General features: G+C 32.6%; 15 protein-coding genes and 1 pseudogene. 1 reads left to right on the top strand and 15 read right to left on the bottom strand.

Features of this window, described 5'->3' with window-relative positions:
* Positions 1-7: 7 nt before the first annotated feature.
* The 7 genes and pseudogenes from dltB to NSR03_RS08160 form a co-directional block, all read right to left on the bottom strand.
* Positions 8-1222 (bottom strand): D-alanyl-lipoteichoic acid biosynthesis protein DltB, encoded by a 1215-nt coding sequence (gene dltB / locus NSR03_RS08130; RefSeq protein WP_069820999.1) that lies wholly within the window; start codon positions 1220-1222, stop codon positions 8-10.
* Entirely contained in the window at positions 1222-2682 is a 1461-nt protein-coding gene (dltA, locus tag NSR03_RS08135) for a D-alanine--poly(phosphoribitol) ligase subunit DltA (RefSeq protein ID WP_069820998.1), read from the bottom strand. The genes dltB and dltA overlap by 1 nt, the downstream gene beginning before the upstream one ends.
* A 14-nt stretch (positions 2683-2696) precedes the next feature.
* Positions 2697-2843: a teichoic acid D-Ala incorporation-associated protein DltX gene (locus NSR03_RS08140; protein WP_002508161.1), complete on the bottom strand. Its 147-nt coding sequence runs from the start codon at positions 2841-2843 to the stop codon at positions 2697-2699.
* 290 nt (positions 2844-3133) lie between these two features.
* Positions 3134-3544 (bottom strand): annotated as a pseudogene (locus tag NSR03_RS08145) (transposase); the annotation flags it as partial.
* Positions 3545-3969: 425 nt separating this feature from the next.
* Entirely contained in the window at positions 3970-4929 is a 960-nt protein-coding gene (locus tag NSR03_RS08150) for a 2-hydroxyacid dehydrogenase (RefSeq protein WP_002508162.1), read from the bottom strand.
* A gap of 10 nt (positions 4930-4939) precedes the next feature.
* A complete protein-coding gene (locus tag NSR03_RS08155; protein ID WP_002508163.1) occupies positions 4940-5719 on the bottom strand; it encodes a TIGR01457 family HAD-type hydrolase in 780 nt (259 codons plus the stop codon).
* Between the two features lie 6 nt (positions 5720-5725).
* A complete protein-coding gene (locus NSR03_RS08160) occupies positions 5726-6157 on the bottom strand; it encodes a DUF86 domain-containing protein (protein ID WP_002512214.1) in 432 nt (143 codons plus the stop codon).
* 148 nt (positions 6158-6305) lie between these two features.
* Here NSR03_RS08160 and NSR03_RS08165 point away from each other — a divergent pair, with 148 nt between their 5' ends.
* Complete coding sequence (locus NSR03_RS08165; RefSeq protein ID WP_002508165.1) at positions 6306-6572, top strand: DUF3055 domain-containing protein; 267 nt, start codon at positions 6306-6308, stop codon at positions 6570-6572.
* A gap of 225 nt (positions 6573-6797) precedes the next feature.
* Here NSR03_RS08165 and NSR03_RS08170 read toward each other — a convergent pair whose 3' ends face one another.
* The 8 genes from NSR03_RS08170 to sufB all read right to left on the bottom strand — a co-directional run bounded on the left by NSR03_RS08170 (position 6798) and on the right by sufB (position 16335).
* Entirely contained in the window at positions 6798-7181 is a 384-nt protein-coding gene (locus tag NSR03_RS08170; protein ID WP_002508166.1) for a YutD family protein, read from the bottom strand.
* Between the two features lie 166 nt (positions 7182-7347).
* Positions 7348-8277 carry a lipoyl synthase gene (gene lipA / locus NSR03_RS08175; RefSeq protein WP_002508167.1) on the bottom strand — a complete coding sequence of 310 codons (930 nt, stop codon included), beginning with the start codon at positions 8275-8277 and terminating at the stop codon, positions 7348-7350.
* A gap of 81 nt (positions 8278-8358) precedes the next feature.
* Positions 8359-9678 carry a bifunctional metallophosphatase/5'-nucleotidase gene (locus tag NSR03_RS08180; protein ID WP_069820996.1) on the bottom strand — a complete coding sequence of 440 codons (1320 nt, stop codon included), beginning with the start codon at positions 9676-9678 and terminating at the stop codon, positions 8359-8361.
* A gap of 22 nt (positions 9679-9700) precedes the next feature.
* Complete coding sequence (locus NSR03_RS08185) at positions 9701-10525, bottom strand: sulfite exporter TauE/SafE family protein (protein WP_002508169.1); 825 nt, start codon at positions 10523-10525, stop codon at positions 9701-9703.
* Positions 10526-10535: 10 nt separating this feature from the next.
* Positions 10536-11384, bottom strand: a complete 849-nt coding sequence (locus tag NSR03_RS08190; RefSeq protein ID WP_069820995.1) for a DUF72 domain-containing protein — start codon at positions 11382-11384, stop codon at positions 10536-10538.
* A gap of 214 nt (positions 11385-11598) precedes the next feature.
* Complete coding sequence (locus tag NSR03_RS08195; protein WP_069820994.1) at positions 11599-12666, bottom strand: NAD(P)H-dependent flavin oxidoreductase; 1068 nt, start codon at positions 12664-12666, stop codon at positions 11599-11601.
* Between the two features lie 66 nt (positions 12667-12732).
* A complete protein-coding gene (locus tag NSR03_RS08200; RefSeq protein ID WP_002508172.1) occupies positions 12733-13752 on the bottom strand; it encodes a hemolysin family protein in 1020 nt (339 codons plus the stop codon).
* A 1185-nt stretch (positions 13753-14937) separates the two neighbouring features.
* The gene (sufB, locus tag NSR03_RS08205; protein ID WP_021339848.1) at positions 14938-16335 is read right to left on the bottom strand and encodes a Fe-S cluster assembly protein SufB; all 1398 of its coding nucleotides are present in this window, start codon (positions 16333-16335) and stop codon (positions 14938-14940) included.
* Positions 16336-16476: the final 141 nt, after the last annotated feature.

The following is a 16476-nucleotide window of genomic DNA, read 5'->3' on the forward strand; positions in this document are numbered from 1 at the left end:
CCTATTTTTAAAACAGTTTTCCAGAAAATATCAGAAAACCAAATGTTACAAAATGAAATGTGATAATGATACTTAACATTGTTGTAAATAGATTTTGCCATCGTGGCGGATGATTTTTTCTCCACTTTTCATAATAACCGTAGCCAATAAAAAGTACCGCATGATATAAACCATATAAAATATAATGGATTTCAATACCATGCCACACACCCATGATTAAAAAGTTAAGTGAAAATGCAATATTGGACATCGCAAATTGACTTTTCAATAATTTTTTCTTTGACATAAAGAATAATGATCTCATATATATACAATCTCTGAACCAAAACGATAATGACATATGCCATCTATTCCAAAACTCTTTAATATTTTTAGCTTTAAAAGGTTGCTTAAAGTTTTGAGGGGTTTGTATGCCATACAAATAACTAAATGCAATGGCAAACAACGAATAACCTGCAAAATCAAAAAATAAATATAAACTATAGGCATACATATACAGCGATTTTGCAGTAAAGCTCGTAAAATCTAACATGAGTGGATTGATTGCATACATTTGGATTAAGTACGCAATAATATATTTATATAAAAATCCAAGCATTATAAAATGAATTGCTTTAACTAATAGTTCACGATAATGTTCTCCATTAGGTATTTTATTATCATCTTTTACAAATCGTTTATAACGATCGATTGGTCCAGATGAAATGGTTGGAAAGAATGAAATAAATTGTATGACTTTCCAACTTTTTATTTCTTTAATTGAGCCATCACGTATTTCCATCAATAATTGAACACTTTTAAAAGTTACATATGAAATACCTAAAAATCCTATAAATTCTATGACTTTATTTTCATGAAGTTTCAGCTGTGCAGCTCCAAACCAAGAACTTTGCATCACTTTCACAATAATTAACGGTAATATAGATAATGTGATGACCATAAAAAATTTACTGAATGTATTATTTTTAGCTCGATATTTCCAATAATACATAATAATTAAAACTTGCCAAATCGTATAGAGCAAAAAATTTATAACTTGAACACTTAAATAATCCTGTCCAAATAAATTGTGTTTTTCAGATGAGAAAATAAGTACAATCATTATTACAGTACTCACACCATTATATATGCGGCTTCTTTTACCCATAAGACCAAGAATAATGACGGGTATTAATACTATAGTTGCTATGAGAAAAAACGTAAATGTGCCATATGGAATCATTACATTACATCCTCAGCAATCTTTTTACGATCTAATTTACCATTTACTGTTAAAGGCAATTTATCTTGGAATATAACTTTCCTTGGAATCATATATTCTGGTATCCGTTGTTTTAATTCATATTTGATGTTATGAATTGCTTCTTGTTCATTTTCCACACGGTCAGCTTCATTTACTACGATTACAGCATTTAAATGTATAACTTTATTACCTTTGTATATTGGCACTACTATAGCTTCCTTGATACATGCTATTTGGCCTAATTGAAATTCTATTTCTTCTAATTCCATTCTGTAACCATTTAATTTAATTTGAAAATCTATACGACCATTGATAAACCATTGGTCATCTCTTATTTCTGCTTTGTCACCTGTATAATAGTACTTTTTATTATTATTTATTTTAAACACTTCATTAGAACGAACCTCATCTTTGACGTATCCCGCGCTTACACACTTTCCAGAAATAACAAGCTCACCTTTATCTGTCAGTGATAAAGATGTACCTGGTCTTGGAACACCCACCGGTAAAGGATTATATCGCTCAATTACCGCTTCAGTAATCAATATACTCGTAACAGCTACAGTTGCTTCTGTAGGACCATATGTGTTGTATATATAAGCAGATGGAAAACGCTGTAATAACATTTGAGCAGTTCTATGTGCCAAAATTTCACCACAAAAGAAAAATTCTTTTAAACTCGTGTATGTTGTCTCAGATAAATTGGGTAGCATTAAACACATCTCCATAAAGGATGGTGTTGAAACCCATATATTTATTTTTGAATGCTCCAGCATTTGATTTAATAGTTTAGGTTTATTAATCATCGTTTTATCTACTAAATTTAATGTACCTGCAGTTGCGATACATGGATAAACTGCCATCACTGATAAATCAAATGAAAATGGTGCCTGATTTAACCATTGTTGCTTATGACCTAATTTATTAAGGTCAACCATCCATTTAGTGAATTGATTCAAACTTTCATAGCTTATTTGAACTCCTTTAGGTTCTCCTGTAGAGCCAGATGTGAATATCGTATAAGCAATATTCTCTCCTACCATTTTAGAATCAAATTGCTCCATGTTTAATGCGCTTGTCATCATACTCTGTTCTAGCACATCAATTCCCTTTATATTTATATCATTTTCAGTTGTATTGAATATAAATTGCCCTTCTATTTTTTCAATAATGGACTGAATACGCTCATGAGGTATAGATGTATCGATTGGAACATAACCGCAACCAGCTTTTATACTTGCTAACATACCGACAATCATAAATGGAGACATGTGACCATATAAAATGAGCGGTCGCTTAGAATCTTTAATAATGTCGGCCAGTATATTTGAATATTGGTTCAATTCACGATAAGTCAAACTCTCATTATTATGTTGAATTGCTTTATGATCAGGGTGATTTTGGGCATTTTCAATTAGTGATTGTATAATATCTTTCATGCTTCTCTCCTCTATTAAAATTCATTATAAATAAAGTTATTATGAGTATCGCCGGTACCATATATGAGATACAGCGCTATAAAAATAGCAAAATAAAGCAGCGTTATGAGCCAAGGTTTTAACTTATTAAATAATGAATCTTGTTCTATTTTTTTACTCATTGGTCACCTCTTCTTTTCATTTCAGACTAAACTATAATTAAATTATGTAATAAATAAAATTTTATTAATTAAAGCAATTTACATTGCGTTAACATTTTACTAATATATTATACATTTTTTACGACAGATTGACAATTGAATAAACAAATTTATATATAACAAAAGTGTTATATTGAATAACACATAAAAAAAGAGTGGGATTACTTTTTTTAAAATATTAATATAACAAAGTGAGTTTCATGAAAAGTTGTGCACAAAAAAACTGCTAATAAAGTCAAAGACTTTATTAGCAGAAATATAGACTCATTATCAATGAGTTTTTGTTCTATAAGTTGGGTTCTAAAGTTAACAAATAGGGACTTTAATAATTTATCCATGATTGGATGTACTCTAAAACGATTGACTGTTCTATATGATGGTTTTTGATTTTGAGATAACCACATCATACGAACACTATCTGAAAGTGCAGCTTCAATTCTTCGTCCAGAAAATATTGATTGTGTATAAGCATAAAGAATTATTTTTAACATCATTTTAGGGTGATAAGAGGATGCGCCATTTAAGTGATTGAATTCGTAGAATTCTGTTTCTGGAATTGTTTTAATAATTTGATTAACTGCATGTGCGATATCATTGTTAGGGATCAAAGTTTCAGTTTCCATTGGTAGTGTTAGCTGAGTCATATTGTAATTTTTATACATAAGACACTTCGTTTTAAAGTTATGTTAGAGTAACTTTAAAACGAAAGTGGCTTATTTTTTTGTGTAAATTTATATAATTGTACCGATTTTGTAAAGCGCTGACGCCTAGGGGAATAGTATGAGTCTGTAAAACAAATAATATCTCAACTCTATTGCTATATTGGCAGTAGATGACTGAAGTGAAAACGCGCATAATATTAAGCTTGTTTCACTTCTAGTCATCTTTGCAGGGGTGGGACGACGAAATCTTATTAGAAAAATTAGATTTCTGTCCCGCTCCCATACCCCAGGCAAGTATGCGCTTTCAAAATCGGAATATTTTAACATAGAAAAGCAGCAATCCATTAGAAACTAATAGATTGCTGCTTTTAATTTGAGAATGGGATATTTATGTCCCATTCTCTCTGAGAAGGTGTAATTTAATTTTATGAAATCGGTGTTTTAGCCTGTTTGTGACTTAACACTAAGCGTATATTATCTACACAAAGTTGAATCATGCGATTTCTCGTTACTACAGATGCACTACCAATATGTGGTAAAATGACTGCATTTTTCATTGATAACAATGGATGTGTCATATCAATCGGTTCTTGACGTAAGACATCCAAACCACATGCACCAATTTCTCCATCTTGTAAAGCATTAACAAGTGCTTGCTCATCAACAACTGCACCTCGGCCGATGTTAATGAATATCGCATCATTTTTCATCTTTTTGAATGCAGCAGTATCAAATTTATTTCTTGTATCTTCAGTAAGTGGCGCTGTACAAATAATAAAATCACTATGCTCAAGCATTGTATCAAAAGGCACGTATAAAGCGCCTAATGCTTCTTCAGCATCTTTATGTCTTGACCTATTGTGATACATGATATTTGCATTGAATCCTTTCAAGCGTCTCGCAAAGGCTTTTCCTATATCACCCATGCCGTAGATGCCTACCTTAGCATTATATAAATCTTTACCTGCCAACAGATATGGCCCCCAACTTTGCCATTCCCCTCTTTGTACGTATTGTTCCGCTTCAACAATGCGTCTTGCCACGGTCAGCATCAAAGTGAAGCCTAGCTCTGCTGTTGTCTCAGTTAACACGCCAGGCGTATTCGTAACAACAATCCCTTTACTTTGTACTAGTTGGACATCTATATTATCGAAACCAACTGCCATATTTGCAATCACTTTCAAATGAGGTGCTGCTTCTATAACTTCTTCGTCAATTTTTTCACTTAAAGTTATAAGACAGGCAGTTGCATCTTTTAAAGATGCCAAAAATTTATCTCTTGGCATTGGTGTATAAGATTCATTCCAAACTTCTACATCTGCAAGTGTTTCTAATTGTTCTATAAATGACTTAGGTATTTTTCTACTAACGACTATTTTATTCATACAATCACCCCTACATTTTGAGTTCTTTGATCACTTCATTCAAATCTTTAAACGTATAAGTCGGAGGTATTTCTTTGAGTACGATTTGTTCCTTAGTTGTGACACCTGTTTGTACATGTATCGTATCAATGTCCACATTAATTCCTGAAAGAATATCCGTATCATATAAATCTCCAACCATAGCTACTTCTGAACGCTCTAAATCTAAAATTTCCAATGCTTTTTTCATAATAATAGGTTCAGGTTTACCGATAAATGTCGGTTGAATACCTGTAGATACTGTTACAACACTCGTAATAGCACCGTTACCTGGTAAGAAGCCTCGTTCTTTAGGTATCGACACATCTTGATTTGTTGATATAAATTTCGCACCATTACGTACGCCTAATGTTGCAGTAGTCAATTTTTCATATGTAACTGCTTCATCTAATCCAATTACTACGTAATCCACAAACTCATCGTCTTTCAATATTAATCCGTGACTTGTTAGTGCTTTTTCAAGGCCGCTACCACCTAACATATAAACAGTAGCACCTGGAGATTCTTCTGAAATGTATTCAGCAGTTGCAAGTGCGGAAGTAACTACTTCGTCTGCCTTTGCATCTACACCCATTGTATGTAATTTTGAAGCTACTTCTTCTGGTTCTTTCGTAGAATTGTTCGTTACGTATAAATGTGGAATTTGTTGTTGGTTTAGATATTCTATAAATTGCGTTGCACCATCAATAGTTTCATTACCTTTATACATCGTGCCATCTAAATCAATAAGATAAGCTTTGTAATTTTTCATTAATATTTACTCTCCTTTTTTACCAAAAGCTGTAACTGGCACATCTTCACTTTTTAGAAAACGTATGACTTCTTCAATAAATTGTTGATAATAAGGCACCGTCTCATCAAAAAGTGGTATAAGACTAGCCGTATCAAGCTCATCATAATAGTGGACGAATTGTTTTCTTACATCGACCGTTTTGTTAATGTGAACTTGTGTATCTTTAGAAATCACTTTTTCTAATTCTAAAATATCGATAACATCTTTATAGTTACCTGGATCTCTTAATATAAAGCCATCAATAACCATATTTCCGATATCTACAGCTGACTCTATAAACATTTGTGCAATACGTTCAAACGCATAGTGATTATCTTTACTTTGAGGATAATCTGTAATTAATTGTTGTAAATAATTTAACTTTGTATTCAATTTTTCTTTATTAACAAAATACATCATCGTCACCCCTATCATTCTAATCATACCATACCTTTGCAGTCGAATTCATTTATCGTTATACTGTGAATTAAGACTTTTTAATCATGAAAATAGAATCAACTACTGTATTATATTATAAGTCACACACTAAGAGGAGTGTTATAAAATGATTGATATGTATCTATATGACGACGACGAATCAGCTCAAGTCCAATTTGTCGGATTTGTAGGTGAACATAGTCGTTACGATTTGATGTTAGTCCAAACCAATCGCCATTTTGGTAAAACTATCGTATTAAATATGCAAACAAATAAATTTGGGATTATCGGCACAGATGATTTGGAAGAAGAAGGTTACATTTCATATATACTTGGTGTTAATGAAGATGAAGGAAATGAAATCACCGAATATTTAAATGAAGTCATTCAATAGCTATTAACTATTAGAAAGCTTCATTAATTTTATATCACATTTGCATATGAGACTCCTAGGAAACAACGCGTGTCACATACTACAGGAACAATACATATGCCTATGCCTACATAATCAAAATCGTAATATTTAAATATAGCAAAAGAACTCATCCACAAATTTTAATGGATGAGTTCTTTTTAAAACGAGAGCTTTATGTTCTGTTCCCTTTTTATTAATCAACATTTATTTTTCTGTATCTTGAATACTCGGCTTAATCTTTACATCTTGTAATTTATTTTCTTCAAAATCATGATCAACTTCTTCAGTTTCATCTACATATGCTTTAAGTTCTTGTTCTGGAATACGTCTCAAGATAAAATATGGGCAACCAAAATTACAATATTCTAATAAATAATCTTGTATTGTCGAAAAACGTTTGCTCAACTCTGCCTTTTTGTTTTTATCAGTATAAAAACCTTTTAATCTTAATTGTTCGTAACCAAAGTCACCTACAACGTAATCATACTTATCTAATATGTCAGAATAACGATTTGCGAAGGTTTCCTCGTCAAAACATTCTCTATACTCTTCTATGATTTCAAAGTAGTGTTCATTCACTTTTATCATTTCATTCACCTAATCTAAGTATACTATCCATGCATTCAATGAACGTCCAACTGCTATAGTCAGGCTGGTGCTATGCATATATACTTTATATTTCTAATAAAGACTTAGCCCATAAAGTGAAGCTAAATTAAGCACACTTAACAAATGAACTAAGTCTTATTTACTATTAAATCTTTGTATCAGTACCTAATTTTTCTTCACCAATACGATGTTTTTCTTTGGCAGCTGCATTCACTTGTTCATCTGCATGATATGAGCTTCTTACAAGCGGACCAGCTTGGCAATGTTTAAAACCTTTATCCATCGCAATTTTTCTTAATTTACCAAATTCCAATGGTGTATAGTATTTTTCAACTTTTAAGTGTTTACGTGAAGGTTGCAAATATTGACCTATTGTTAAGATATCAACATCATTTGCTCGTAAGTCATCCATTGTTTCATAGATTTCTTCATGTGTTTCACCTAAACCTACCATTAAACTTGATTTAGTTGGAATATCGGGTTGTAACTCTTTAGAGCGTCTTAAGAACTCTAACGTACGATCATACGTTGCTCTTGCACGAACTGTCGGCGTTAATCGGCGGACTGTCTCGATATTGTGGTTTAAAATATCTGGTTTTGAAGCCATTAATGTTTCTAACGCTTCAAAATCTCCACCCATATCTGATGGCAATATTTCTATTGAAGTAAACGGATTACGTTCACGCACTTTACGTACCGTCTCAGCATAAACATTTGAACCAGCGTCTCTTAAATCATCGCGTGCTACTGCTGTTATAACAACATGTTTTAAGTTCATTAATTCAACAGATTCAGCCACACGTTCTGGCTCATCTAAATCTAACTCGTTAGGTAATCCTGTCTTAACTGCACAGAAACGACAAGCACGTGTACATACTGCACCTAAAATCATAAATGTAGCAGTACGGCGTTCTCCCCAACATTCATGTATATTGGGACACTTTGCTTCTTCACAAACTGTATTCAAATTCTTTTCGCGCATCATTTTCTTCAGACCAGTGTAGTTCTCATTAGTGTTCAGCTTTATTTTCAGCCAATCTGGTTTACGTAAAATTTCTTCATTTTTAGTAGCCATATCCGCACAATCCTCCTGAGTTTGAAATCTGTAATCATTATAACGAAATTTTCAATAAATTAAAACGTATATTGTTAATTTTTAAAATTCTAGTAATTTTTCCTTGAAAATATCTCTTAAGAACTCAGGCATTAAGTAATCTATAGCCTCATCTTTTAACATTGGGAAATAACGACCGAATGTGTACATATCAACTGTCCCTAAAATGTAAGTCGCTTCATCATCAATTTCTTCGCCGTTAATAAAGTAACGTGATTCAGATTCTATAAAACCTAAATTATATAATATATATCCACCAAATATATTACCTCTAAAGCCTAAACCTTGTGCATGCTCATGAATATATTCTTGTTTCTGGCTTTTTATTATAACGTTTTTCAATTCTTGTCCACTTAATTTAATCCTTACTGCATTAATTGGGTGAGGTAGCATCTGATGAATATCATATTCAGTAACTTGATCTGCAATGACACCTTTAACGATTAATCCAGCATTGATAATCGTACAGTCAGCATTCGTAAATTCAAATATACTTTCAGCAAGCATATGCGCCGTTTGCGTAATAACATCTGTTCTACGTGGCAGCTCGATTTGTCGATCGACAATAGGTTCACTTAAAAGTGCCTTACCTTCAGCTTCAAAATCTGTTTCAACTTCAGGCAAAGTTTCAACTGGATATATCGTAGCTTCTTTTCTAACAACTTGTTTGTTTTCAATTTCAAGGGTAACTTCACCTAAAAAATTGCCATATTTACCTGCTGCTGCCATTAATACACCGTTATTCATTTCACCATTTTCAAAATAATGATGAGTATGACTACCTAAAATAAGGTCAATTTCAGGAATTTCTTGGCATAACTTTTCATCGAAGAAAACACCGACATGACTCATAATAATTAATAAATCATACTCCCCTTCATTAGCACTAATTTCATCTTTTATTGCTTCTAAAGGATTCGTTACTACCCAATCAAGTGCTCTATAAAAAGGCGTAAATGGTGCAGTAGCTGCAATAAATAAAATGCGTACACCATCTATAACTTTAATTAAAGATGTTGATATATGATTTGGTAATTGTCCTTGTTCATCAAAAACATTGGCACATGTCACTTGGAAGTTCGCATCATCATAAAGTGTATTTAAAGCTTCATGTGAAATTGTCATACCTTCATTATTTCCTATCGTGGCAATATCACACTGTGCTTTATTTAACAGTTCAACATTTTTTGTACCCATCGTTGCCTCAGTAACTGGCGCAGATAAGTCAACATGGTCGCCAATATCTAAATAGAGTGAGGGATGATCTAGTTTCGGTCTATCTTCGGCTAAATATTTTGAAATTCGTGCATATTCATGTAAATGACTATGTATATCATTTGTATGATAAATCGTTAGTTTCATCTATAATTTCCCTCCTCTTACTTTATAGGAATGATTTTATTATTAAATATATACCCATAATTAACATAAATGTACGTAATAAAAAGACTACTGTATCTGATTTTATGGATTGATTCACTTTCACGCCTAGTTTAGCACCAAAATAACTCGCAATAATTAGGACGATAGCATATGACCACGCGACATGCCCTTGTACAATGTGTCCTGCTGAACTCATTATACTTGTGAAAAATATCATCATCATACTTGTACCAACTGCCACATGAGGCGGGAACCTAAATACAATAAGCATTAATGGTGTCATTAATGCACCGCCACCAATGCCGAATAATCCAGTTAAAGTACCAATAAATAGCGTCGCAATAAATGCTACTAGCGGCGGTACACTATAATGATATTTCTTACCAGTACCATCGACATAACTACGCTCATATTTGGGTTTATCAAATATTTTAAATGGTTTAATCTTATTTCTTATAATAAGTAAGATGGATACAATGATTAAGAATATACCAAAATATAAATTAAAGGATTCTAACGTTAAATAGCGACTTAGTAACGCTCCAATTAAAGAACCAGGCAATAAGCCAAATAAAAATATTGATCCGTTTTTCACATCTACTTGCTTTGTTTTTAAATAACCTAAAGTTGAAGTTAAACCCGTCACTATTAAAATAACGGAAGATGTTCCTATAGCGATTTGAGGCGTAATACCTTCTAACAGGTTATTCTCTACCCCAAGATATATCAAAGTAGGCACGATAATGATACCGCCACCGATACCCACAATAGAGCCTAAAATTGCTGATAGCCCTCCAATTAAAATCAATAATATAATTGTTAACATGTAATCTCTCCTAGAATAATTTTAATTGTTGCGGTGCTAACCCTTGATAATCAATGCCTAATATTTTTTGGCAAGTTTTTGCATTTTGAGCAGCATGGCCACCAGAATTATTATTAAAAACAACGTAAATGTTTTTAGCTTTGTGTTCTAATACTTTCACTTTACTTACTAAATCTTTTAATTCTTGTTCATTATAATCGTATAAATACCTTACATCTCTCCATGCTTCATCCGTCATATCTTTTTTAGTCCAGCCGTGAACATTTCTCCCATGATACCTAACAAATGCAGTTTCATGCGTAATGCGATTAACTAACGGAATCGAACCTTGACCTGCTTGTGGTTCATCACACACGGAATGTATTATTTGTTGCTGCGTTAAAAACGCTAATGTTTCTTCTTTATAAGCATCATTAAACCATGATCGATTACGAAATTCTACACACATAGGAAATGCTTTTAATTGCTCACGAATATAGCGTATATATGTGATATTCTGAACTGTACAATCAAACCATGGTGGAAATTGTACTAATACCATAGCCAGTTTATTTTCGTCTTTTAATGGTTCTAGCATCGCTTTAAATTGATCAAATAGGATTTGCCTAGTTTCTGCATAATCATGATAATCAGCATGCAAAGTTAATGCTTGATGTATCTTTACGACAAATTCAAAGCGTTTAGGTGTTTCTCTTATCCATTTTCTTATATTTCTTTCAGGTTGAATTGCATAATAAGTAGCATCTAATTCTACTATCGGGAAATGACTTGCATATGTCACTAGTTTATCTGCTTTTCGTTGCAAGTCTTCGTATAATGAATCATGATCGCCCCAACCCGTTAATCCAATATTTATCATAGTATCACCAATGTAATGATACCATATATGTTTTATTGGATTCACTTGATTAAATTTAATTTACTATAACTTTAAAAAACAAGAGATTTCTATAATATACAGAGTACACTTAGCCTAATTTACTCATCTCTATATTATAGAAAAACGATTGCTCATAATATAAGGATACGAGCAATCGTTTAGCGTAAGACATCTATGTTATTGATATAACAATTTAACTATTCAATAGTGCTTTTGATTCATTAATTATACGTTGAATTAACAACGTAGCGGACACATTTTGAGCAAGACGTGGACTTTGACCGCTCCATAAATGTGTCCACTGTGCATCCCCTTTTTGAGCTGCTTCTTTACGAATCGCACTCGTTAACTGGTTTTGAATTGGATAGTCCGGTATGTCATCGTTATATTCATCCATTTTATGGATAAAATCATTGTCAATACCGCGAGCGGGCTTTCCAGTAAATACATTAGTGATTACAGTATCTGTTTCTTTACTTTGTTGTATCATATTTTTATATAGTGATGATGCACCACTTTCTTCAGTAGTTAAAAATGCAGTTCCCATTTGAATTGCTTCTGCACCTAAAACGATACTTGCCACTAGTCCACGACCGTCCATAATACCGCCAGACGCAATAATTGGTATATCAATTGCATCAGCAATTTGAGGGACGAGTGACATTGTTCCAATTAATGGCGTCTGGTTACTTCCAGTAACAGTAAATGAACCTCTATGACCGCCTGCTTCACTACCTTGTGCAATAATAGCATCTACCCCTGCACTTTCATTAGCAATCGCTTCATCTACAGAGGTTGCAGTACCCACAATGGTTATATCTCTTTCTTTTAATTTTGCAATGGTTGTTTGATCAGGAATACCGAAAGTAAAAGTAACCACCGGTACGCCCTTTTCAATAACAACATCAATTGCATGATTAAATTGATGTGTTTCATCCATATTCAATACTGGCTCTTCAATGTTAAACGCACGCCGATATGGTTTTAGCCAAGCATTCATATGTTCTACTTTATCTGGAATATATAATTTCTGACTAGGTACAAACAAATTAACGGCATAAGGTAAATCAGTCAGTTGTTGTACATAGGTAATTTCTTTTTCAAGTCGCTCAGGTGTGAAATAACCTGCACCGATACTTCCCAATCCTCCACTATTACTCACAGTTGCTACTAATTCAGGCGTTGTGTTACCTGCCATGCCTGCTTGCAAAATCGGAAATCTAATACCTAAAACCTCAGTAATTCTTGATGATAATTTCATATAGCACACCCCTTTTTCAACACTTATATTTAACTACAAAATGAGTATAAAAGTGTTATTAAAACGTTATTTCTTGTTGTATGCTTTCATTTGTTCTTCGATTTTTTCATTTTCTTCTTCATCCATTTCATCTTCTATCTCCATACCTAACATCTCTTCAATTAGATCTTCATAAGATACAATACCTTCTGTACCGCCGTATTCGTCTAATACAATCGCCAAATGTTTACGTGATACAGTCATCTTTCTTAGCACCCACTCAGCCTTATTATGCTCATTTACAAATAAAGCTTCAGAAGTATATTGTGTCATATTGTTATCGGTCTCACGACTCCAAGCTAATAAATATTTTGAATGGAAAACACCAATAACATTATCTATATCTTCATCATACACTGGATAGCGGGTATAGGGATTTGAAACAACTGTATCATATGCCTCTTTGTAAGACACATCTGATGAAAACGCTGTAACATTTATTCTAGGTGTCGTATCAATATCTTTAATTTTTAATTTTTCAAAATCCATAACCCCTTGTATACGGTTGCGTTCCATTTCGTTAAATGCACCTTCACTACCTGCAATCGAAACCATCTGTCTGATTTCCTCTTTTGAAAATCGTTGCTGGTCTTCATTGCCTTTAGAAAGAAACTTATTTATCGCATCAGTCATACTATTTAAGATTAACGTTATTGGTTTAAATATAATAATAAAGAATGAAATCGGTGTATAAACTAAACGTGAAATTCTATCAGGGTATGTAGCAGCAATCGATTTGGGAATGACTTCAGATATTACAATAATCGTTACTGTTGTCACAGCTGTTGCAATACTAACACTAATTCCTAAATCAACAGCTAAAATTGTTATTAATGTAGGTAAAACAATATTTGCTATATTATTACCAATAAGAATAGTGGTAATAAATTCACTTGGTTTAACTAATAATTGCGATAATTTTTTAGACTTTTTATCGCCTTTTTGTGCTTGTGTTTGCATCTTCATCCTATTGGCTGCCGTCAATGCAGTTTCACTGCCTGAAAAGAAAGATGAAGCAAACAAAAGTATGATTATAGCTATAATCATATATGCATTACTCCTTTAGTATAATTTATAATAAAAAAATTTATAAGTTATAATTTGATTCCCTTCTTTCAAAACTTATAAACATTACAAAAGGATTAGGATTTTGAATCATCTAATTGTGATGAATTAACTAAATTAAATTTTAAATAAGTTAATTAGTAAATATCATCCTTTAGTACTATTTCCTATCATATATATATTATGAATTTTATAGCTATGCTAGAATTAAGATAAGCGTGACACATAAGTACGCTAAATTCGGGAAACTCTTCACAAACTCACTTATATTAGTGAGTTTTTTAAGCTAACTTTACAAGGAATGTTTTATTTATGGGAAATTTAATGATGTATACGGCTTTTGCCTTTTTCTGTATATTATTCTTAATAATAATTTTCAGTCTCCTTTTTGATATTAGCAAACTGGGAAAATGGATTATTATTTGTACAGTAATGATACTGCTCTTATCAATTATCGTTTTGTACAGAACAGGTGCAGACCTGCGAAGAGAAAATATCAGTACGCTCCAATACGGTACTAGCTATACATAAACACAAGTGCCCAACCAATTCATATGGCTGGGCACTTGTTTTCTTATCCTTCTTGAAATTCGTCAAACCCTCACCCTATTAATGGTGAAATGTTTGAAATATACCTTTGCTTTCTTCTATTTTCAAGAAAACATGTCACAAATAGTATGATTGGTGTATACCAATGCTATAAACTTCCCTTGTATTTTGAAATTATGATAGCGCATAAAGTTGTTTCTTTACTAAAAGGGGTGTTTTTTATTAAGTATTATATGACTTTAGTTTCTGCTTTCGCTACATTAGTCGCCTATCTCATACCAATATTATCTTTTAACAAAGTATTTAATGGTAACTTATATTTTTATAGTGGATTTTTTATAATCATAATATTAATTATGATTAATATTATTTCAGCTATTAATGGTGACCGCATCGTAAATAGCTTACTGTGTTTATTAACACTGGTAGCACTACTTATTTTTACTTTTCCAATATGGAAGGTTTTAATTTTTTAAAATTATGCATAAATACTAAAGTTATGTATAAAAAAGCACGAGATGCTACGCAAACTTCGATAACATTTAAAGAATAAATGATATTGAATTCGTATCTCTCGTGCTTTTATTTTGTAAGAAATTGTTGAATCAGCAGCTAAGACTAGCCAATTGATCCTTCCATTTCGAATTTGATTAAACGGTTCATTTCAACAGCGTATTCCATTGGAAGTTCTTTTGTAAATGGTTCAATGAAGCCCATTACAATCATTTCAGTCGCTTCTTCTTCTGAAATACCACGGCTCATTAAATAGAATAATTGTTCTTCTGAAACTTTAGATACTTTTGCTTCGTGTTCTAACGAAATATTGTCATTAAATACTTCATTATATGGAATAGTATCTGAAGTAGACTCGTTATCTAAAATTAAAGTATCACATTCGATGTTTGAACGTGCGCCTTTTGCTTTACGACCAAAGTGCACGATACCACGATAAACAACTTTACCGCCATCTTTAGAAATAGATTTAGAAACAATTGTAGAAGATGTGTTTGGCGCTTTGTGAATCATTTTAGCCCCAGCATCTTGTACTTGTCCTTTACCAGCAAATGCGATAGATAACGTACTGCCTTTAGCTCCCTCGCCTAAAAGTACACAGTTTGGATATTTCATAGTTAACTTAGAACCTAAGTTACCATCAACCCATTCCATATTACCATTCTCGTATACTAAAGTACGTTTTGTAACTAAGTTATATACATTGTTCGCCCAGTTTTGAATCGTTGTATAACGTACATGCGCGTCTTTGTGTACAATGATTTCAACAACAGCTGAGTGTAACGAGCTTGTTGAGTAAACTGGTGCTGTACAACCTTCTACATAGTTTACAGATGCGCCTTCATCAGCAATGATTAAAGTACGCTCAAATTGACCCATGTTTTCAGAATTAATACGGAAATAAGCTTGTAAAGGTGTATCTAATTTAACGTTTTTCGGAACGTAAATAAATGATCCACCTGACCACACTGCTGAGTTTAACGCTGAGAATTTATTATCTGCAGCAGGTACAACTGTTGAGAAATACTGTCTGAATAAATCTTCGTTTTCTCTTAAAGCGCTGTCTGTATCTTTAAAGATGATACCTTGGTCTTCAAGTTCTTTCTCCATGTTGTGATAAACAACTTCTGATTCATATTGTGCTGAAACACCAGCAAGATATTTTTGCTCAGCTTCAGGAATACCTAATTTATCAAACGTACGTTTAATTTCTTCAGGCACTTCATCCCATGAGCGTTCAGTATTTTCTGATGGTTTAACATAATAAGTGATATCATCAAAGTTTAATTCTGATAAATCTCCACCCCATTGAGGCATAGGCATTTTGTAGAATTGTTTTAATGATTTTAATCTATAATTAAGCATCCATTCAGGTTCACTTTTCATATTCGAAATTTCGCGGACAATATTTTCTGTCAAACCGCGTTCTGATCTAAAAATGGAAACATCTTCGTCGTGGAAACCATATTGATAATTCCCAACATCAGGTGCTTTTTTAGCCATTTAAATCACTCCTTTTATATATTAAAAACGACTTACGTGCAAGTTCATTTATTGTATTATTCTCTTTTAACTGTCTGCTATAAGAATAATGATTTCATTTATATACGTTCATGAAATTTCATGTTGTTCCTACTAGTTTGA

It is taken from the genome of Staphylococcus sp. FSL W8-1207, from assembly GCF_038003745.1.
GTDB classification, from domain to species: Bacteria; Bacillota; Bacilli; order Staphylococcales; family Staphylococcaceae; genus Staphylococcus; species Staphylococcus equorum.